The sequence below is a fragment of the Terrabacter sp. P2_E3 genome, assembly GCF_056403915.1.
The window spans coordinates 69,103-89,183 of sequence record NZ_JBFUEN010000018.1; the positions used below are offsets into that span (position 1 = coordinate 69,103).

At 64.4% G+C, this 20,081-nt stretch carries 14 protein-coding genes and 2 pseudogenes; 7 read left to right on the forward strand and 9 right to left on the reverse strand.

The window, feature by feature from the left end; all coding sequences use genetic code 11:
* Positions 1–321: 321 nt before the first annotated feature.
* On the forward strand, positions 322–1,389 hold the full coding sequence (locus tag AC1DW8_RS19895; RefSeq protein WP_478095611.1) for an SDR family oxidoreductase: 1,068 nt from the start codon (positions 322–324) through the stop codon (positions 1,387–1,389).
* Positions 1,390–1,444: 55 nt separating this feature from the next.
* On the opposite strand, the gene AC1DW8_RS19900 is transcribed toward AC1DW8_RS19895, so the two are convergent.
* The 3 genes from AC1DW8_RS19900 to AC1DW8_RS19910 form a co-directional block, all read right to left on the reverse strand.
* Complete coding sequence (locus AC1DW8_RS19900) at positions 1,445–1,873, reverse strand: PNPOx family protein (protein ID WP_478095612.1); 429 nt, start codon at positions 1,871–1,873, stop codon at positions 1,445–1,447.
* Positions 1,874–2,097: 224 nt separating this feature from the next.
* The gene (locus AC1DW8_RS19905; RefSeq protein ID WP_478095613.1) at positions 2,098–3,210 is read right to left on the reverse strand and encodes a tyrosine-type recombinase/integrase; all 1,113 of its coding nucleotides are present in this window, start codon (positions 3,208–3,210) and stop codon (positions 2,098–2,100) included.
* On the reverse strand, positions 3,210–3,410 hold the full coding sequence (locus tag AC1DW8_RS19910; protein ID WP_478095614.1) for an excisionase family DNA-binding protein: 201 nt from the start codon (positions 3,408–3,410) through the stop codon (positions 3,210–3,212). The genes AC1DW8_RS19905 and AC1DW8_RS19910 overlap by 1 nt, the downstream gene beginning before the upstream one ends.
* Before the next feature lie 245 nt (positions 3,411–3,655).
* On the opposite strand from AC1DW8_RS19910, the gene AC1DW8_RS19915 reads away from it, so the two are divergent.
* On the forward strand, positions 3,656–3,982 hold the full coding sequence (locus AC1DW8_RS19915) for a histone-like nucleoid-structuring protein Lsr2 (protein ID WP_478095615.1): 327 nt from the start codon (positions 3,656–3,658) through the stop codon (positions 3,980–3,982).
* A gap of 295 nt (positions 3,983–4,277) precedes the next feature.
* Here the strand turns inward: AC1DW8_RS19915 and AC1DW8_RS19920 are convergent, their stop codons facing one another.
* From AC1DW8_RS19920 to AC1DW8_RS19940, 5 genes are all read right to left on the reverse strand, one after another.
* Entirely contained in the window at positions 4,278–4,880 is a 603-nt protein-coding gene (locus AC1DW8_RS19920; RefSeq protein WP_478095616.1) for a ribonuclease H family protein, read from the reverse strand.
* A 511-nt stretch (positions 4,881–5,391) separates the two neighbouring features.
* Positions 5,392–6,096, reverse strand: coding sequence for a hypothetical protein (locus AC1DW8_RS19925; protein WP_478095617.1), 705 nt, complete (start codon positions 6,094–6,096; stop codon positions 5,392–5,394).
* Positions 6,089–6,274, reverse strand: coding sequence for a hypothetical protein (locus tag AC1DW8_RS19930; protein WP_478095618.1), 186 nt, complete (start codon positions 6,272–6,274; stop codon positions 6,089–6,091). The genes AC1DW8_RS19925 and AC1DW8_RS19930 overlap by 8 nt, the downstream gene beginning before the upstream one ends.
* 674 nt (positions 6,275–6,948) lie before the next feature.
* Entirely contained in the window at positions 6,949–7,791 is an 843-nt protein-coding gene (locus tag AC1DW8_RS19935) for a DUF2971 domain-containing protein (RefSeq protein ID WP_478095625.1), read from the reverse strand.
* A gap of 2,201 nt (positions 7,792–9,992) precedes the next feature.
* A protein-coding gene (locus AC1DW8_RS19940; protein ID WP_478095619.1) for an IS3 family transposase occupies positions 9,993–11,158 on the reverse strand; the annotation gives its coding sequence in 2 pieces (ribosomal slippage) (positions 9,993–10,871 and positions 10,874–11,158; 1,164 coding nt in all).
* 99 nt (positions 11,159–11,257) lie between these two features.
* On the opposite strand from AC1DW8_RS19940, the gene AC1DW8_RS19945 reads away from it, so the two are divergent.
* Positions 11,258–12,076, forward strand: a complete 819-nt coding sequence (locus tag AC1DW8_RS19945; protein WP_478095620.1) for a hypothetical protein — start codon at positions 11,258–11,260, stop codon at positions 12,074–12,076.
* Between the two features lie 137 nt (positions 12,077–12,213).
* Here the strand turns inward: AC1DW8_RS19945 and AC1DW8_RS19950 are convergent.
* Positions 12,214–13,493: pseudogene (locus AC1DW8_RS19950) on the reverse strand (IS3 family transposase).
* A 300-nt stretch (positions 13,494–13,793) separates the two neighbouring features.
* Between AC1DW8_RS19950 and AC1DW8_RS19955 the strand changes: the two are divergent.
* The 4 genes and pseudogenes from AC1DW8_RS19955 to AC1DW8_RS19970 all read left to right on the forward strand — a co-directional run.
* Complete coding sequence (locus AC1DW8_RS19955) at positions 13,794–15,020, forward strand: hypothetical protein (RefSeq protein WP_478095621.1); 1,227 nt, start codon at positions 13,794–13,796, stop codon at positions 15,018–15,020.
* On the forward strand, positions 15,017–15,862 hold the full coding sequence (locus tag AC1DW8_RS19960; protein WP_478095622.1) for a hypothetical protein: 846 nt from the start codon (positions 15,017–15,019) through the stop codon (positions 15,860–15,862). Before AC1DW8_RS19955 ends, AC1DW8_RS19960 begins: the two co-directional genes overlap by 4 nt.
* Positions 15,863–16,282: 420 nt before the next feature.
* Complete coding sequence (locus AC1DW8_RS19965) at positions 16,283–18,061, forward strand: hypothetical protein (protein WP_478095623.1); 1,779 nt, start codon at positions 16,283–16,285, stop codon at positions 18,059–18,061.
* A 751-nt stretch (positions 18,062–18,812) separates the two neighbouring features.
* Positions 18,813–19,883: pseudogene (locus AC1DW8_RS19970) on the forward strand (IS256 family transposase); the annotation flags it as partial.
* Positions 19,884–20,081 lie beyond the last annotated feature (198 nt).

The following is a 20,081-nucleotide window of genomic DNA, read 5'->3' on the forward strand; positions in this document are numbered from 1 at the left end:
TCCGCCGGGCGCTCACTCGGGCACCGTCGCGGCACGACTCGGGACCGGCTCGCCGCGGCGGCACGTGCCGGGCCTGACGTGGCGCGAGAGGGTGGGCGCGGCGTAGGTCCGGGTGAGGATGCGTCCAGCCATGGGGGTCCTCCTCGGGAGCCGGGATGTGGTCGGGGTGGAACGGTCGAGGGCAGACGCAGGCGAGCTGTTTCGAGATAACGTTAATCATCACTTGACGCCCTGTCCAGATCGCGGCACCATCGGCCTGTCGCGGACATGGACGCTCGGACGTCACCCGCCGCACCGTCAGCATCGCCCGAAGGAGCGCGCATGGCACCCACTGCCCTCGTCGTAGGAATCACCGGCATCGGTGGACAGAACTGCGCGCACGCCCTGCTGGACAAGGGTTTCGACGTGGTGGGCCTGTCCCGCTCCGTGCGCGAGCCCGTTCCCGGCGTCGACCACGTCCTCGCCGACGTCCTCGACCCCGAGTCCGTCGAGCGTGCGGTCGCGGGCAGGTCGATCTCGCACCTGGTGTTCACCACCTGGCAACGGCAGGCGACGGAGGCCGAGAACTGCCGAGTCAACGGTGCGATGCTGCGCAACACTCTCGAGGTCCTCGGTCGCACCACCACGCTCGAGCACGCCGTCCTCGTGACCGGCCTCAAGCACTACCTCGGTCCCTTCGAGGCCTACGCCAAGGCTCCGGCCGAAACGCCCTTCCGCGAGAGCCAAGGGCGACTGCCGTTCGAGAACTTCTACTACGTCCAGGAGGACGCGCTCTTCGAGGCAGCGGCTCAGCAGGGCTTCACGTGGTCGGTGCACCGACCGCACACGATGATCGGCTACGCGCTCGGCAACGCGATGAACATGGGGGTCACGCTTGCCGTCTACGGCAGCATCTGTCGCCAGACGGGGCAGCCCTTCGTGTTCCCCGGGAGTCCACAGCAGTGGGCTGGCGTCACCGACATCACCGACGCTCGCCTACTGGGCAGGCACGTCGCATGGTCGGCGACCGAACCCGCCGGGCGTGACCAGGCGTTCAACACCGTCAACGGTGAGGTCTTCCGGTGGCGCCAGATGTGGAGCCGGGTCGCGGAGGGCCTCGGTGTCGAACCCGCCGAGTACCCCGGTCAGCCGCAGCCCCTCGAGGGGCGCATGACCCACGCCGACCAGGTGTGGGCCGACCTGGTCGCGCGCCATGGTCTTGCCCCGTACCCGGTGGCGGAGCTGGCGTCGTGGTGGCACACAGATGCTGATCTGGGGCGCACGGTCGAGACGTTCGCCGACATGGGCAAGAGTCGCAAGCTGGGCTTCCTCGACTACCAGGACTCGGCGGACTCGTTCCTCGACCTCTTCGAGTCGCTGCGACAGCGAAGGATCATCCCTCCCCTGTGAGCCGGGAGCGACGAAACCGCGGTCCGGACACGGGTCCGGGCGCCGGCCGCAGTGGTCACGCCTCGCCGGCGGCCCAGCCGGTGACCCGGACGATGCGACACACGAGCAGCCGGTGGAAGGGCTTGTCGGCGTACTGCGGCACGGTGCTGGCCAGCCGGTCGGCGAGGTCGTCGGTCAGCGAGGACGGCGGGTCGCTGACGTGCCGGAGCTCGGCGCGCACCCACCAGAGCCTCGACCAGTCGTCGTCCTCCCAGCGCTCGATGAGCAGGGAACCCCGCGGGTCGGCCGCCAGGTTGGCCTCGCGCTGAAGCCGGGAGGACGTCTTGGGCTTGACCGTGTCGATCGGGATGCCGACGTGCCCGTCGTCGCTCACGGCATACACGATCGGGACCGGGTCGGGGCCGCGGTCGGGGTGCAGCGTGCACAGCACGCCGTGGACCTGCTCGCGCAGGCGTGACCGAGCCGTCTCCTCGTTGAGCCTCATCGCGTGCGCTCCTCGTCGTCGGGTGGTGCCCAGAAGTCTGGTACCAGCCTCCGCCCGTCCCGGGAGCGACGAAACCGCAGTTCACACGATGGTGACCTGCGGTTTCGGGGGTGGTGGCCAGGGGCGGGGTCGAACCGCCGACCTTCCGATTTTCAGGGAGACGCATTCGTGCAGGTCAGGCCCTGTCTTTTGCCGGCCGTGCGATCTGGCGTGCGATTCATGTGTCAGAACGATCTGGGGAGCTTGCTCGCGTCGCCGCTCTCGGCGAGCTTCGACAGGGCATCGGCGATTTGTGCGTCACGGCCCTCGACGGCGTGCATGTAGCGCTGGGCCGCCGCAGTCGAGGAGTGTCCGAGCCGCTTCTTGAGGTCGACGAGGCTCGCGCCTGTTGCGGCCGCGAGTGACTGCCCGGTGTGACGCAGATCGTGGAAGGCGATGGTGAGGCCCACCTGGTCACGGGCCCGGACGAAAGCCTGGTAGATCGTGTTTCCCCGCACCTGCTGCCCGTAGCGGTCCGCGAAGAAGTAGGTCCCGCCCGAGTATGCGCGCGCGTGGCGCTCGAGCAGGGGGATGACATGCGGGGGGATCGTGACCGTGCGCTTGCCGGCCTCGCTCTTGGGATCCTTCTCGAACTTCGTTGGCGCCTCGAGGAGCTCGACGTAGTTGCGGCGCACGGTGACGCGACCGTGCTCCAGGTCGACATCGCCGGTCCGGAGCGCGCAGAGCTCGCCCCGACGCAGGCCGCACCACGCGGCGAGGGCCACGGCGACCCGGAAGCGAGGGGTGGTGGCCTCGATCAGCTTGGCGACCTCGGACGGGGTGGCGATGGGACGTTCGGCGGATCGTTGGGCGCCGGCGCCGGGGATCTGGCACGGGTTTCTGACGATCGCACCGTCTTGGACGGCCACGTTGAGGACTGCGCGGATAAGCCTGTAGGACTGGCTGATCGATGTGCGACCACCCGATCCTCGAAGGGCCTTGGCGTGCCAGGCGCGGACCAGCGGCGGAGTGATGCTCGCGATCGGCCTGTCGAGCAGATCGCCAAGATGGAGCCGCATGTTGCGACGGCACGTCTCAGCCCACCGCTCGCCGACCCTCGGGTTCTCCTCCAGGTAGGCGTCGCAACACTCGCGCAAAGTGCGCTGCCCCAGCCGCGCGTCGGGCTGCCAGTGTCCGCGCTCGACCTCATGCTGGACCCGATCCAAGAAGCGTCGAGCGTCTGCCTCGGTCCGGTACGTCTCGGGCGCGTTGTGCCGCTGACCATCAGGGGTCTTGTAGCTCGCGTGAAAGCGGCCGGACGGAAGCTTGCGTATGTATCCGAACCGACGGCGGGTCATCAGCCCGACCCGGTCGGGTAGAGGCGCATCCGCTCCACCGTGCCCTCATTGATGAACTGCTGGAGTTCGGTCTCGGGGATCCGGACGTGCCTCCCGATGCGCACGAAGCGAATCCGCCTTTCAGCGATGAGGCGTCGTGGAAACCGTGTCGTTGTTCCAAGGACTCTGGCGGCGTCCTCTACGGTCAGTAGTCGCTCCATGTCGTGCACTCCTCGTGTGGTCTGAGAGCGAACCGTGGTCGGGGGTCACTATCAGCGGGCGCCGCGCCCTGCCGGTCACCGGCAGCCGTGGCGGTGCATCTCGGCTCAACGTGGTCGGCCGACGGAGAAGTACAAGAGCCATCATCGACGTTCGTCGCTTCCCTCGCGCGCAAGTGGCGAAAGGCGCATTGCCTGTGATTCGATGCTGCGGCAGGGATTCATCAAACAGTTGGAGAACCCAAGGCATGGCACAGCGAATTCAGACGATCCTGGACGATGACATCGACGGTGGACCCGCCGATTCCACGATTCAGTTCAGCTATCAGGGCACTCAGTTCGAGATTGACCTCTCCAAGAAGAATGAGGAGAAGCTGATTGCCGCACTCGAGCCCTTCACGAGCAGGGCCCGCAAAGTCGGCGGTGGCCGCCGCTCTTCGGCCAAGCCGCATTCGGGAAAGAACGACAAGAACCAGCTCCAGGCCATCCGCGAGTGGGCCCGGGCCAACGGTCACAAGGTCTCGGACCGCGGCCGCGTCAGCCAGGAAGTGCAAGACGCATACAACGCCCGCTGAGACTCGACACGACGGTCGCCCGCGCCGGAGGCCCGGACGACCGTCGTGTCCGTCGGGCGGCCCGCGATCCTGATTGGCCTCGCTCCCTGTGCGATGTCACCGTCGGGGTGTCGACAACGACGATGTGGAGCACGTGAAAGGGGCATTGATCGCCGCGAGGAGTTGGGTTCCGCGACCTGTAAGCAGATGCCGGCTGGGGGGCGTGTGGCGATGCCGCAGGACGCTCGCAAGGCTCAGTGAACAGCGGGTGCGGCTCGGGAACAACACGGACCGCGAGAACATTCGCAGTTCGGGCCTAGATCGCCGCGCACTCCTCGTGCACCCAGCCCAGCTCGTTCTTCGTGACGCTTGTTCCTTCCGTGTAGTCGTGGCCGCACGCCTTGCAGGCAGCTCTCCACTTGGTAGGTACCACAAAGCGCGGTCCAGCGTTGGCTGCCACCGCCACCATCGCGGCGAGATCGAGCGGCGCCGTGACTGGCTCGCCCAGCATGCCGGCATTGGCGAGCAGGTCCGCCACCTCGTTGAGGTTCGCTCCCGAGTGGCCCTTCACCCATCGAAACGCGACATCCGCGGACGCTACCTCGATCAGCGGCTCCCAAAGGTCCCGGTTCGCGACGGGCCTTTTCTGGGAGTTCCTCCATCCGTTGGCCCGCCACGCGCGCCACCAACCCTTGTCGAAGCAGTCGACGACGTACCTCGAGTCCGACCACACCGTCAGAGGTCGGGGAAGGGCGCGCGCCGCTTCCAGAGCGGCCCGGATCTCCATCCGCTGGTTCGTGGTGGAAGGGTCCCCGCCCAGACCGAACGTGTGCTCGTCGACCACCCATCCCCATCCACCTCGGCCTCCCGGGTTACGTTCGCAAGCGCCATCCGTGAACGCCACCGTCGCTGCCGTCATCGCTGTGCCTCCTAGCCGTAGGTATGGGCTGAACGATGGTCCTGCCTGGAGGCTAACGAATCCCCGGGCCCGTCCTTGGCCTCACATCCGACCGAGCGTCTATGCGGCGGTAGGACGCAGGGCCGCTGAGCTCTGTCACGATCAAGACTGTCGGCGCCGTGCGACATGCTGAGTGGCAGGAGCGACATTGGGTCGCGGACCACCACTAGGGAGTGCGATGGCGTCTACCTCGGTTGACCGATCTGGGATCTGCAATGAATGCGCAGCACGCATCGCCCCAGGCGACGGGCAGCTACACGTTGACTGGCACATCGACCAGTACGAGAGGATGAATGGCCTTCTTCGCATCCTCAAGACCTTGACCACCAATGCCGACACAGCGTCAGCCGTCGACGAGGTTGAGCGACAGTGGGCGGAGTCCCCATGGTCGCGTATCCCGGAGTAGCGCCCGGAGCTAGGCAGCCACGAGCGGCGGATAGACGCATCCGCGTGCGCACCGAGCAGGCGCGGCTTACCAGGCACCCAGGGCTTTGCGCCCCGGGCTGGGGTGGCCCCCGGGCGGCGGCGTGACGGTGTAGCCCATGATGGCGAGCTGTTCAGCTGCCTCTTCGGGTAGGGCCCGGCACGCCGCGCGGGTCTGGATACGCCGCCATTCGGCCCGCTCTTGGTCGACAGCGTCGCGCCATGACGGAAGAGCATCAAAGCCACAGTCGACGATGAGGAACTGCGCCACGTCCTCAAGGTTGGGTCTGAAGCGCGCTCCACCAGTGGGGAGGTGAAGGGCCGACATGTTGTGGGGTCGTCCGTGGCCAGTCTGCGAAAGCAGGTGAGCTAGAGCGCCGCGCTCGCCATGCACTTGGATGTGTGAGTGTGGGACCCAGTCCGCCTCGTACAAGTACTCGAAACGGAAGATGGGAGTCGAGTCAACGGTGGCGACAATCCAGATCTTCGACTTGTCGATAGCCAAGAACTCTGCTGTGGCGTCTAACCGGCACAGGAAATCAAGGCGCAGCCAGGCTAGTCGCCGGCCCTTGGCTAGCAGTGGGACGCCACCTACTTTGTCCGATTGGCCTTCCGGCGAGAGGCTGGCTCTCGACCCCTTCGTTTTCAGTTCCATCCCGGGCGCCTCGGGGAAGCAGTTACTCAACAGTTCGGAGACCTTGTCACCGAACTCAACTGCTTGGTCCAGCAGGGGCTGGGGTGGCTGCTCAGTCACGTTCTAGCAGATAGTCGATGTCCTCGATCTCCGACCAAGCCGACCATTCTCGTCCGGCCAGACCGCCTGTCCCGACCTTGCCTCGCAGTTCGTCGTCAGTGACCCCCAGTTCGTCAAGGATCTCGGCGCGACGAGCCAGCAGCTCGGACTCAGTGACCTTTCGGATCTTGGTGGACATGACGCGAGCGTAGACCTAGAGACCGACACTGGGGAGCGTGCCGGGCACGCCGTGGGTCCGGCTTCGCTTCCGCGCTCGCTGTGGAGGTGGTCGAGTCGCGGCGAAGCGACCCGGCTCGCGAGTCTCGCTACCCGGGCGGGCATGAGCGAGGGGAGTTCACGAAGGCATCCGGCAACACCGGATCCTCTTCGAGGACCAAAGCGTCGCGGTGGCCAGCGACTTCATGCGCAAGCATTCACACCGAGTGCTCTTGGCCTCTCGATTCCTTGGCTGGCCGGACCTGTGCACTGAGGCTGCGCTGCGCGGCTTCGTGCACACCCACCCGTTCGTGGCGCCTCGGCTTTCAGAGGCAACCTGACGCCGAGCCGCTTTCGTATCAAGCAAGCGGGCCGTGTTCGCCCATCTCGAGGCCAGGCCTCTCGGCTCGTTTGCTGGGGACAAAGGCGCATGTTGGGCGACAGGCGGCGAGGGGACGCGCTGCCACAAGTTCGGCCGCGTACGCCTGCGTCAGCAAGCACATCCTCTATTGCCTAGCGAGCAATGGACAGGGACTCACCCATCCCCGAATAGGTTCAGCAAGCCACCTGGCGTTTCTTATGAGACCCACACCCCTCAATCCCTCACCCTGATTAGCTTGAGGTCTGTGGGCGTGGGCCATCACGGGACACGTCGGCTCATTGCCGCAGAGGCCGAAGCCGCGGGGCACCGCCCTCCCAGTCACACACGAACAACTCAGGCGCACTTGGCCCCATGGACTCCCTCATTCCCGCAGCCACCAGCTCCGGGAACGGGTGCTTGTACCCGAAGATGACGCCCAACAAGGCGTCCCCCACCGGCACGCTCAGGGGTGTGTCCAACTCCTCCGGCGCAGCCTTCACGTCAATCGTCAGGATCCGGAACTCGGCCTCATGCGCCCAGTCACGGCTCTTGACCATGTGCAGGGCAGAGATCTGACGCCTCGCTCCGAGGAAGCGGTCAAGTTCCTCATCGAACTCCGCTTGGGTGGCGAAATTGCCGCGAAGCTCGAACACCCTAGGGACATCCTCGTATTGAACCTCACCCCACGTCGTATATCGGCCGTCAGCCGGGGGCACGTTCATCGCATTCTCGAGCAGTGAATCCCTATCTAAGACCAAGCAGACGCCTTCGTGTGCGTTTGCGTACTGGCTCCACATCGAGGCGCTGGCCCAACCGCGGTGGAAGAGGTGGCTTCTGCTGCCCTCGTCCCGGCACGACCGGTCCATCGTGAGAGCCATGAGTCGGGCCGAACGGCGCATGACGACATCGACTCGCTCGCGCATCTCCTGCTCGGAGTAGGCACCGACTGCCCGTAGCGCCCCGGAGGCAACCCATTCCTTGGATTCGCGAGGGTCGTTCATCTGCGACCAGGCGTTCATTCGTAGATGCTTCGTGCGCACTGTGTGCAGCAAGCCGTCGGCGGCCATGTACCGATAGAGCGTGCCGGAAGTGCCTTGGCTCGGGGAGGGGTCGCGTTCGTCGACAAGCCGCTCGTACATGTCCGTCACGGGTACTCCGTTCAGCGAGGGCGGCACGCAAGCGCCTGCGAGCAGGTCGGCGCAGGCGACGCCTCGTGCGATCGTGCCGCACGGACAGGATCGCATGGCCGCCGTGAGGGGCGGCAATTTCCACGCCGTGTAGATGTGCTACCGGGCTAGGAGCATGCGCTCACCTAGTCGGCGGCTCGCCGGCGGCTCAAATTGCTGCACCAGTGCTGTCGACGCGATAGGCGGCGGAATGAAATGACGCAGGTTCACTCGCACGGATTGAGGAACTGAGCCGATTCAGCGGCGGCCGACGCCAGAGCGGGAGGGGTCGTCAAGACCGCATCGCGGCATCGTCGGGCGTGGCCCCCGGGGCGCGGTATGTTCGGAACTTAGCGGCCAACAAGGCCAGCGTCCGGCCCCGTAGTTCCCGATAGGCGATCATTACTCGAAAGCTAGGGCGCAGGCGGGTTGTCCATCCCTAGGAAACGGTCCATGGCGTTGGCCGACCGGTCAATGTCTCGCGTGACCTCCAACCACAACTTGGAGAGCCACGCATCCCGATCCTCCTCGTCCTGAGAGGCCTGTGCATACGAGGGAAGCTCTTCGAGTTGAACGGTGTAATCTTCGCGCCCCCGAGTCGAGAACTTCAATCGTACAAAACCTTCCTCAGTGCGTTCGAGGATTGCTATCTCATCGCGCCTGATGCTCTTGTAAGAGTCCTCGGAACCCGTAGGGGACCATTGCGCCTCACCCTTTGTGGTCTCTCGCCATAGTTGTCGAATTGCCCGCAGCTGGTCCTTGACTCGCGGTTCACGCATCTCTGATCACCTCGTCGTCCGCCGTCACTAAGAGGGCTCTAGCTGACTCACCAAATGCTGCGAGAGATCGGCCGAGGACTCTCATGTCGTACTTCCGCCACCTGCGCCGATCTCGCGCATCGTCCCTTGCAGTCAGTACGTCCGCTCGCGCCGACTCTAAGTTGAGCGCAGTCTCTTCCCATATCTTGGCCGGGGGAGGCGTCTTGCGCCAGAGCCTGCCCTCCGGGCGCGACCCCAACTGGCCTTGCATGAGCCCGTGGATGGCCTTCTGAACCGCGAGCCAGGTGTTCAAGTGCTCCAGCATCTCCGTCGCGCTGTCGCGACTCCCTAGGTCCACCCGAACGATCCGCTCTTCCACTTGAAGTGCTACCTCAATGGCGCTTCGAAGGTCGGCGGTCCGCAACACTCGGCGCGTTTGCTCCGAGGCTCGACGCGCCTTCGTGACCGAGCGCGAAGTGCGGAACAGCCCCCACAGGGCCAGAGGGATTCCCAAGACCGTCGCGAAGAAGGCAATGGTCACGGCGGTAGGAGTCAAGAACCAGTCGAGATTCATGTCGTGCGCGCCCCAGTCCACTCGTAGGCACAACGAACTCGCGGTCCCCCGGAACGGAATCCGTGCGGCGTGGGCAGCAAGCCCTTCATGGGACGAGGCTAGGGCTTGCGCGTGGTCCTGTCAGGACCGCTGAGCCCCGTCGGAAGTCTGTTGGCCCTGGCGCACCCGGATCGCAGACAGCGCCCTTCCCACATGCCAGGGTCCCGCTGTCTCACCTGGTACAGCGGATGCAGGTAATGGAGCGTAGGTCGACACCCGGATGGGCTGTGCTCTCATGCTCGACCCACGGCTGCGCATCCCAGCGACCTGCTCGCGGCGGAAAGACGTAAGTGGACCCACCCCTAAACAGCCGCAAGAACCGCCCCTGGCGGCGGTTTTGGCGGTTACAAGGCGCCCATCTGCCCGCTGGCCGACTCAATCGCCGAATAAATCAGCCACGCGGCTCCGAGGACCAGTGCCAACGTGACGAACAGGAAGACGCCTGTGCTCGTCCCACCGCCCGGGCGGTCGCGGCCGCACTGTGGACACGCCGACGCCTTGTTTGAAACGGGGCTCTTGCACGTCTTGCAGGGAACTACCTTGTCTGGCATCCCGCAGCCTTTCTTCTTGGGCGCACATAGCCCCATGTTCTGATGCATCCGTGCTCTGTGCGTTATGGCGAGCACGCTAGCCCGTGGCAGAGAGCGTCGTGAGTGAATCGCGAAACACCATCCAGACTTCGATCTCGCGCGATTCAGGATCGTGCGTCAGAGGCGGCGGTAAGACGCAATCGTGTTCCCTGGCTGACACGGGCCTCACGACGAGACATAAGGGACTGCCGCACGAATAGGTGACAGGTGGGGTCAGGCTGCCTGAGTGGCAGGTTTGGTCATGATGGTCTCGAACTCGATTGGGGTCAACCGTCCGAGGGCGTCCTGACGGCGCCGGCGGTGGTAGGTCCGTTCGATCCAGGTGACGATCGCGATCCGTAGCTCCTGTCGGGTGGTCCACTGGCGCCGGTCGAGAACGTTCTTCTGCAGCAGCGCGAAGAAGGACTCCATGGCGGCGTTGTCCCCGGCTGCGCCGACCTTGCCCATCGAGCCGACCATGTCGTGCCGGTGCAGGGCGTGGACGAACTTCCTTGACCTGAACTGCGATCCGCGATCCGTGTGCAGGATGCAGCCGGCGACCTGACCACGGCGGGCGACCGCGCTGGCGAGGGCTTCGACGGCCAGCCGCGACTTCATCCGGTCGCTGATCGAGTACCCCACGATCCGGTTGGAGTAGACGTCCTTGATCGCGCACAGGTAGAGCTTGCCTTCGCCGGTCCAGTGCTCCGTGATGTCAGAGAGCCACAACCGGTTCGGCCGCTCAGCGCTGAAGTCGCGTTTGACGAGGTCGTCGTGCACGGGAGGCCCTGGCTTCTTGCCGTTCTTCCCGCGCTTCTTGCCGAACGCGCTCCACCAGCCGTTGGCCGAGCAGACCCGCCACATGGTCCGGTCGCAGGCCTGGTGGCCAGCGTCGCGGGCCTCGTCGGCGAGGTACCGGTAGCCGAACTCGGGGTCGTCCCGGTGCGCATCGAACAGCGCGTTGGCCAGGTGAGCCTCGGCCAGCTCGGCCGCCGTGACCGGCGCGGTGAGCCAGCGGTAGTACGGCTGGCGAGCGATCTTCAGTACCCGGCACGTCACCGTGACGGGGATCCCGTCGGCGGCCAGCTCGCGGACGAGCGGGTACATCATTTTCCCGGCAGGTTCGCCTGTGACAGGTAGGCCGCGGCCCGTCGAAGGACCTCGTTCTCCTGCTCGAGCAGACGGATGCGTTTCCGGGCTTCACGCAGCTCGGCATTCTCAGCCGAGGTGCTGCCGGGTTTGACGCCGTCCTCGACGTCGGCATCGCGCAGCCAGTTGCGAAGGCATGACTCGGCGATGCCGAAGTCCGCGGCGATCTGCTTGAGCGACTGGCCCGGCTCGCGGCCTCGGGCGACGTTCACGACGTCGTCGCGGAACTCTTTGGGGTAGGGCTTGGGCACGGTGCACATCCTTCCAGCGACGCCCTTCAGCGCCACAGATCAGGTGTCACCTATCCGTGCAGCAGTCCCTAAGGCACTGTGCGCATCGACAGTAGTGGAATGACTGAACTGCGGGATGAGGAGAAGGTAGTCGCGGCAACGATCGCGGCAACGCTCGGCTTGAGGGTCGAGCAACACGACGACGGTAGCCAACCTGGTATGCATGACCTCCACATCTTCACTGTAGACGGCCTCGCTGCTGTGGAGGTGACTGCTGCCGCCGACTCGGAAAGCATTCAGCTCTGGAAGCTGATCAATGGGCGCGAAGAGCGTTGGATTGAGCCGGATCTGCAGGGCGGCTGGATGGTGCACCTGGAGCCCACCGCGCGCGCCAACCGCCTCCTCAAGGAGCTGCCTGCTCTCCTGAAAGAGTTGGAAGGCAAGGGGGTCACTCAGATTCCGAGCCAGCGAGCAAGGCATGAGGTCCGTGGATCACTCGAGGGGCGGGCTCGCAGCCTTGGCATAGTCAGCGGAGATCAATCTGGGACGGAGTTCCCCGGCTCGATCTACCTGACGATCGAGCGACCGCGCGAGCGGGCTGGCGGGATGGTCGACAACACCGGCAGTGCCGTTCCCCAGTGGGTCCGTGACTTCCTTCTGGACGCCCATCAGAGCGACGTCTTGGGCAAACTCGCCCGGTCCGGCGCAACCGAGCGACACGCGTTCATTCTTCTGCCGGCCTTTTCCACCGCGCCGTTCGGCGTCTTCGACATGCTGTGGAGGGATCAGGATGACGTCGTGCCGACGAGGTCCCCAAAGCTGCCCGACGAGGTGACACACGTCTGGCTCATGTCTTTCCTAGTCGAAGGCAGTGGACTGCGCTGGTCGCCAGAAGGGGGATGGCAGCGTTTTGAACGGCAGTTCCGCATCGAGCGCTGAAGTGGCACACGATTCCGCGTTGGCGCGATCACTCCTCGCTGCAGCGTCGCTGACGCTGCAGCGAGGTATCTCAGGCGACCCCAGCTCCTCTCTTTCCATGCCGCCTAGTCGTGAACCGCCCCGGTGAGTCGGGAGACTCAGTGGTTTGAGAGCTCCAGATCCTGCTGGGCCTCGTTTTGAGCGTAGTAGGCCGCTTCGAGGTCGGCCGGTGGGATGTCGCCGCAGTACTCGTAGAGGCGGCGGTGGTTGAACCAGTCGACCCACTCGGCGGTCGCGATCTCGACGGCGTCGAGGGTGCGCCACGGACCGCGTGGTTTGATCAGCTCGGTCTTGAACAGGCCGTTGATCGACTCGGCCAGCGCGTTGTCGTAGGACGATCCAACCGAGCCGACCGACGCGGCGATGTTCGCCTCGGCCAAGCGTTCGGTGTAGCGGATCGCAGTGTACTGCGACCCGCGATCCGTATGCGCCACAACGGAATCCAGCGAATGACCCTCACGTTCCCGCGTCCAGACGGCCTGCTCCAGCGCGTCCAGGACCAGCTGGGTAGACATGCTCGACCCACACCGCCAGCCGATGATCCGCCGCGCGAACGCGTCAACGACGAACGCGACGTACACCCATCCCGCCCATGTCGACACATAGGTGATGTCGGCGACCCAGAGCCGATTCGGAGCGAGCGGGGCGAAGTCGCGCCGGACCAGGTCACGCGCCCGCGGGCCGGCCGGGTCCGCGATGGTGGTGCGCTTGACCTTCCCGCGGACCGCGCCGGTCAGGCCGTCCTCGCGCATGAGTCGTTCGACCGTGCACCGGGCCACTGGGATCCCTTCGCGGTTGAGCTGGAGCCACACCTTCCGCGCGCCGTACACCCCGTAGTTGCCGGCGTGGACTCGTCGGACCTCGTTCAGCAGCAGCGCATCCCGGTGCTCACGAGCCGTGGCGGGCCGGTTCACGTGCGCGTAGTACGTCGACGGGGCGATCGGCAGCCCGTGCTCGCTCAGCACGGTGCAGATCGGCTCGACACCCCATCGCAGGCCACCGTTGTCGCACTCCTCACGGTGCCCTGCGTGCTCGCGGATGAACTCCACGATCAGCGGGAGGGCCGGTCGAGCTCGGCTCCGAAGAAAGCCGCCGCGGCCTTCAGGATCGAGTTCGCGCGGCGTAGCTCGGCGTTCTCTCGTCTCAACCGTTTGACCTCGGCCGACTCCTCGCTGGTGACGCCCGGACGGGCGCCTTGGTCGACCTGGGCTTGGCGCACCCACTTGCGGACGGTCTCTGCGGTGCTCACCCCGAGCAGCTGCGCGACCTTCGTCATCGCCTCCCAGTCCGTGGCGTGATCGCCGCGGATCTCCTCGAACATCCGCACCGCCCGAGCCCTCAGCTCAGGCGGGTACCTCTTGGACGTGTTCCCCGGCATGACTCCAACCTTCCCAAGGTTTGGAGTCTCCCGACATGCCGGGGCGGTTCATCGCGTCGATCGATTGCCGTTGGTGAGCACGGCGACCGGAAACGCGAGCAGGAGCTGTGCAGTCTCATGCGGCGAAGTGACACAGGTGCCCGGGTCCCGCAGCGAGGTTCGTTGTCAACCTGTTCTGCCGAATAGCGGACGTGATCTGGCTGGTCTAATGTCCACGACAGAGCCACCGGCCTCGACGCTCCCGGCGCAGGCGTTGCTCACCGGCATCGTGCCGGGACGTTGTGATCACAGGGGCAGTTCATGTACCGCACACTGGATGGCTCCGAGGTCGCGTTCACGTATGCCTTTCCGTTGCCCTTCCACTTTCCCGTGCCCGATGGGTTCGCTTGGGACGCTACGTTCGCTGACTGGCAGTTCTGCCCATGCCAGGGGCAGGCGGCCGACGAGCCCGTCGTCACCGCCACCTTTCAACGGCTGGACGTCCCCATGGCTCAGATACTTCCCGGCGACACCTCCGAGGCCGTGAGAGCGTTTTACGGTCAGGACCTCGAGACGTACGTCAGCACCTCCGAATCAGAGATCCCGTACGCCCGCAGCTACGTGTCCATGGAGACGCCCCCGTTCCTGCTCGTCACCGATCCACACGACTGCGCAACAGCCTCCCGCGAGGACGCTTGGCATTTCTGGCTACTGCGGTCCGTCCCTGCCCTGAACGCGATGATCCGCGCCGCCGGCACCGTCACCCAAGACCATTCTCTGGTCGAGGTCGACTACCGAGATCTTGGCCATCTGGTGATTCAGGGCGCACGACTGGACGAGAACCGTTGGGTGCCGTTGGGCCCGCTGTTTTGGAACCTTGAGACGGGGGGCCCGCGCGAGCCGCTGGAGAGTCAGTGGGCGTTCGGGCTCGAGATCCGGTTCTTCCACTGGGCCAACGACTACCCGTTCGTGAAGGTGCGTCTCTTCCGCCAGAAGGCCGAAAACGACCGGTTCGTTCGTGGAGATTGCCTGTCCGCCATTGTCAGCCTGAACACGGCCGCAGAGGTAATGCTCTTCGATGCCTACCGGCTCATCCTGATTGACCAGGGCGCGCAAACCGAGAAAGAGGTCACTGACCAAGCTCGCGCCATGAACTTCAGCGCCTTGGTTCGGACCACGCTGCCCCAGTTGCTCGGCGGTAACTGGCAAGGGCCAGCCGTGACTGCGTTCTGGGACGAGCTGTACGAAAAACGAAACTCAGCGGTCCACGCCGGAGTCATCCCTGCCGAGAACAACGTTCTCGCCGCCGCCCAAGCCTTCGACGGCCTCAAGACGTTCCTCGAGCAACGCCTCATGGCCAAGTGGAAGACGTTCCCCCGCACGCTCATGTGTCTAATGGGCCACGATCTACGCGGTGCCAAACTCGCCACGAAGCCAGCCTTCCTAACGTTGCAGGAGATGGTCCTCGCCGAAGGGTTCTATTGGCTGACACCTGACCGCCGCCCGGGTGTCGATACGAGTCTACGAAACAGGGTCCGGTTCCCATGACGACACTTGCCGGCCTCCTCAGCACAGCGTCCAACGGAGCTGAAGGCCTTTCGCGCGTCCGGGCGGCCGTTGCGGGCAGCGCATCCACCTACGGGTGCGGGACGCTACTAACTGAGATGCTGTCCAACACCGGCAGCGCCTACTGGTGCCGCAGCGATGGTCTAGAGCTTCGAGCTTTTCCAATGGCCCCGTCACCGAAGCCAGGCAGCACGCTCGTGGCCGTCGTCGCTAACAACGATGCCGTCCCGGGATCGCATCCCACGATGACGTTCCAAGTGCTACCCGACGACGAGGGCAACCCGCACGTATACGTCCGGCCGGCCCCGTTCGGACCCGTATGGTCGGGCATCGGCCTGTGGCACGAGTTCAGCCACGTCAACGACTACCGCAGCAACGACCTCCGGCTCGGCGCAAACACGGCCGAGATGGATCAGGGCACCGAAGGACGGGCATACCTGCTGGAAGCGATCGCCATCGACGTCATGACCGACGGGACCTTTCTCGACGCTCTGAACGCGTGGTTGCATGCAGGGGGACGTGACACGCTCGCAACCTATGCCTCACTGCGATGGATCGGCGAGGTGGAGCGTCTACTGCAGGGTGAGGCTGCGGAGCCGGCCAGGAGTCAGGCGAACAAGGACGTCCGCGATGGGGCCCTGGCCATCATCGCCCACCTGGCTGCCCTCGCCCACCCTACGAGCCTGAAGGACCTCGACGACGCGTGGTCGTTCGGACCAGACTTGATAGCTGCGATTGGCACGCGTGTCGGCAGCGGACTGACCGCACGCTCCTCGCCTACAGGCGTCGAACGCGGGCGCTTCACCTCACGCTCATGCGGCTAAAACAGAGCGGGCGCCGAACCATCGCCAAACGGCGCAGAAACCTACCCGGTCACCAGCGCGTTTGCGCAGCTCGGACCCTCGGGAAGTCCCGCAACCTTGCCATCAGACGTTGCAACGGAACTTCAGCGGGAGACGTCCTCTTCTGCCGCAGACGCGGCGCCTGTCAGGCGGCGGAAGGACCCATCACTCTCCGGCCACGCAACCTCGACCTGTTGTGCAGAGTATCTGCGGTCGGCGCCAAGCCGTCCACCGCGTAGTTAATCCCGGGTCACCTCAAGCAACGTCCCGCTCCCGACCATCCTGCCCGTGGCGCCGGTCCGTAGCGCAATAGAAGGGATCGTCGGGCAAAACCGGGCCCAGAATCGCTGATTGAATCCCTCGAACGGGCTGGCGATCCCGCTCGGCAAAATACAATGGCCCATGCCCACCCCAGCCCTCGACACAAGCTTCGCTCGCCACATTGGCCGAGCCGCGAGGTACGTCAGCGCGGTTGTGAAGAACCTGCTTCTCTTCGTCGTCCCGATTGTCGCATTTGTCTACTGTGGCCTTTCAGGCTCATTTTGGTGGCGTATCGAGAATCAGACGCTGGACCGAATCGTGCGCCTTGGTGCCTTTATTTTCGCGGTCGCGATGGCCGCCGTTTTTGCGCACTCTTGGAGCCGACGACATGGATCCAGCGTTAGGTCGGAGGACAAGAAGGGGGAGGATGTACACCCAGAATTTGCCTCACTTACCCCATTTCAGATTTTGGAAAGAATGCGCGACGCCGACATGGCGATTTCCAGTTCGGGCAAGCCGCTCAGCGCTGGTTTGGTGCGGACCAGGGGGCATGTAACACTCGCCCGCCACGTGTTGCACCCCCAGCTATTCCGAAAAAAGGTCCTGGAGGAGCTAACGCTTAAGGCCCATCAACGTCTGCATGTCATAACCGTCGAGTGGGATCCTGGCGCCTACCTCGAAACGAACGGCGCATATTTGGTGCCAATAATGCGACTGCCGAAAGAGTCCAAGATGAGGGAGCTTGAGGTCGTGGGCGGAACGGTACTCTCCTCTCTGGAGACCGCGTCTCTGGTGTCGTCAGGCCTTGAGAAGCTGCTTTTCTTGGGGGCGTCCAACGTTCAGGCGAAGAGTGACTTGGCGGCGCTTATCGCTTGGCAGGGGTCAAGTGGTGCCAATGGGAGGGCCAGGCAGTGGTTGCAATACTCCAGACCGAACAAGAAAGAGTTGATTCAGGCGTTAGTCCCCTACATCCGTCGCGCTCGCAGATTTGTGGATAGGTTTGGCGAAATTGATACAGCGCAAGTGTTAGACGCTATTGCGGTCAACCGGATCTTCGTGGTTGCTTACCCCAAGAGTGAGTACGCAAGCCCGCCTTGGCAGACAGTCTTCTCCTATCGCAGCAGCCACGACGATCCCCTTTGGGGTCCATATTACGATAAGTGGCGAAGAAGGAAGGACGTCTTTCGCAGCAGACTCCGCCTGCCCCCGCGTTGGATTCCAATACTTCTCGAAAGGGCGTACTCGGCAAGTAGCTACAGGCTTCAGGTCGCCTGTGATGAGAGCTTGTATGTTGACGAAGCTGAGGTTTGGGATCAAAAACAGAACTCTTGGCTTAGGGCGTTGGAACGCAGCGGTACGTACTGTTCATACCTCGGTTGGGAAGAACCCGCTGGGAAGTCTTTCACGAGTCTCGCGGCAGCACGCCTTGCGCCCCTGAAGGACCGCTCAAGGCTGTACCTATACGTTCGCGTGGTAGAAAAGCCGCCAGGCAGCCTCGCGGTTGCTGTCTCGGTGAGTTTCGCGACAGCGATGTCCTTATGGCTAGTCGGATCAATTCAGGGTGGCGATCCCAAATCTGACCTAATTGCCTTTCTGCTGGCTGGACCCGCCGTTGCAGCATCAGCATTCGGCCTTCTTGGGGCGAGCGCGCCTCACGGCTATAGGAGCATAACTGGTCTGACGGCTATCGGTAGCGATCTCTTGTTGCTATTGCTTGGTATCACGCTCTATCTGCGACAAGTTGTTCAGGAGCCAAAGGTATCCCCGCCCAAATTGTCAACAGACCGTTACTTCTACTTCCTCAACGACTGGCTTTGGATCGCCCTTTTCTCCACGTCAGCGCTGGTTCTAGTCTTCACGGCTGGAACGTTCTTACACAGGTTGATGAAGTACCGCCTTCTCTCGGGTGGGTCCCGATAGGTGTTATGTGCATAGCGAAATTCGCCGCTGCATGAAGTTCCTGCGATCGGTTGACGCTGACCACTTCGAGAACATGTGCATAGCGGTCAAGGTCGATCCGGCGGCGCTCGGGTAGCGACGCCGCTATCACAGGTGAGGTGTGGCCCTTCAGCTGTGAGGGCCGCAGTGCAGTCCTCAGGTCGGGCAGGTTCGGAGCATTGCATCGACGTCGTACCGTCGCTTGAAGGTGCAACGGCAGGCATCGAAGTCAAGGGGTTCCCGAGCCGCAACTATGCAGACCCTGCCGGGCAGCGGAGACGAAGTGCACCAGTCCGAGCACTCAGGTAGGCCACTGGTATGCCCAGGCCGTCCTTGCCGCCATGCGACTGCGTGGAAAGGAACCGGCATGGCGCAGCGTCATAGTTCTGCCCGACTTCCCGCGCTACCGCGAACTGCATTCTCAGACGGTTGACTCACTCACTGCAGCACAGATCGAATTGTGGTGGATCGACCAGCGCGGAGCCCTGCTCATCGGCTAACCGACCAGGCGCCTCGCGGCGGATAGACGCTCGTGGAGTCACACGCCGAAGCGCCATCCAATCTGATTCCCAGGGGGCATGACGCCTGCGGTGAGGCGGCCACTCAGTTAAGTTAAGTCCCTGATAATGGTGTAGCGCGGTCGCCGAGTTCGTCCCGTTCGTGGACGTAGGAGCGGCCACCGCGTGATCCTTCGAGTTCACCTTCCACAGATCTCTCGAACGGAATCACCACGATGACCGCACCACACATTGTCGACCCTGCCGGCCTGCTCGGCGAAGCCCTGTCCGAAGCCTCGCCCGATCTGATGCGCTCGTTGCTGCAGTCGATCATCAACGCGCTCTTGTCGGCCGATGCCGACGCCGTCGTCGGCGCCGAGTGGGGCCGACCGACACCGGGGCGCACGAGCCAACGCAATGGCTACCGTCACCGCGACTTGGACACCCGGGTCGGCACCGTCGAGGTCGCGATCCCCAAGCTGCGCAAGGGCACCTACTTCCCCGAGTGGCTCCTCGAGCGCCGCAAACGAGCCGAGTCCGCGCTGATCACCGTGGTCGCGGACTGCTACCTCGCCGGCGTCAGCACCCGCCGCATGGACAAGCTCGTCAAGACCCTCGGGATCGACTCACTGTCGAAGTCCCAGGTCTCCCGGCCGGCCACCGACCTGGACCAGCTCGTCGAGGACTTCCGCCACCGCCCCCTCGGCCCGGCAGGCCCGTTCACGTTCGTCACCGCTGACGCGTTGACGATGAAGGTCCGCGAAGGAGGCCGCGTCGTGGGCGCCGTGGTGCTGCTGGCCACCGGCGTCAACGGCGACGGCCACCGCGAAGTCCTCGGGATGCGGGTGGCCACCGCGGAAACCGGCGCCGCCTGGAACGAGTTCTTCGCCGACCTGGTCGCGCGTGGCCTGACCGGGGTCCGGCTCGTCACCTCCGACGCGCACGCCGGGCTGCGCGAGGCGATCGCCGCCAACCTCCCCGGCGCCGCATGGCAGCGCTGCCGCACCCACTACGCCTTCAACCTGATGGGCGTCACTCCCAAGAGCATGTGGCCGGCGGTCAAGGCGATGCTGCACTCGGTCTATGACCAGCTCGACGCGGCCGCTGTCCACGCCCAGTTCGACCGGCTGCTCGACTACGTCCAGGACAAGCTCCCCGCCGTCTTCGAGCACCTCGACCGCGCCCGCGAGGACCTGCTGTCCTTCACCAGCTTCCCCAAGGAGATCTGGACCCAGATCTGGTCGAACAACCCGACCGAGCGACTCAACAAGGAGATCCGGCGCCGTACCGACGCCGTCGGCATCTTCCTGCGTGGTTGTCTGAGCCTTGGGAGCCCGGGGGTGACCCGGAATCTTTCTGTCGGGCCTGAGGGCCTTGACCCCGTTAGGGCCAGTCCCTCCGGGCTCTCTCTATCCCGGTGGTCCCGTGACCTAAGAGCGGCGTGCTGACCGAACGGCAGGACTGTCCTCGACCACCACGATCATCATCGTCGATGGGTTGAGGAG

Coding starts and splice junctions, on each gene's coding strand:
- AC1DW8_RS19910 (WP_478095614.1), bottom strand. CDS start 3,410: ATGGAGCGACTACTGACCGTAGAGGACGCCGCCAGAGTCCTTGGAACA.
- AC1DW8_RS19895 (WP_478095611.1), top strand. CDS start 322: ATGGCACCCACTGCCCTCGTCGTAGGAATCACCGGCATCGGTGGACAG.
- AC1DW8_RS19905 (WP_478095613.1), bottom strand. CDS start 3,210: ATGACCCGCCGTCGGTTCGGATACATACGCAAGCTTCCGTCCGGCCGC.
- AC1DW8_RS19900 (WP_478095612.1), bottom strand. CDS start 1,873: ATGAGGCTCAACGAGGAGACGGCTCGGTCACGCCTGCGCGAGCAGGTC.
- AC1DW8_RS19965 (WP_478095623.1), top strand. CDS start 16,283: ATGCCCACCCCAGCCCTCGACACAAGCTTCGCTCGCCACATTGGCCGA.
- AC1DW8_RS19955 (WP_478095621.1), top strand. CDS start 13,794: ATGTACCGCACACTGGATGGCTCCGAGGTCGCGTTCACGTATGCCTTT.
- AC1DW8_RS19960 (WP_478095622.1), top strand. CDS start 15,017: ATGACGACACTTGCCGGCCTCCTCAGCACAGCGTCCAACGGAGCTGAA.
- AC1DW8_RS19935 (WP_478095625.1), bottom strand. CDS start 7,791: ATGTACGAGCGGCTTGTCGACGAACGCGACCCCTCCCCGAGCCAAGGC.
- AC1DW8_RS19930 (WP_478095618.1), bottom strand. CDS start 6,274: ATGTCCACCAAGATCCGAAAGGTCACTGAGTCCGAGCTGCTGGCTCGT.
- AC1DW8_RS19945 (WP_478095620.1), top strand. CDS start 11,258: ATGACTGAACTGCGGGATGAGGAGAAGGTAGTCGCGGCAACGATCGCG.
- AC1DW8_RS19915 (WP_478095615.1), top strand. CDS start 3,656: ATGGCACAGCGAATTCAGACGATCCTGGACGATGACATCGACGGTGGA.
- AC1DW8_RS19920 (WP_478095616.1), bottom strand. CDS start 4,880: ATGACGGCAGCGACGGTGGCGTTCACGGATGGCGCTTGCGAACGTAAC.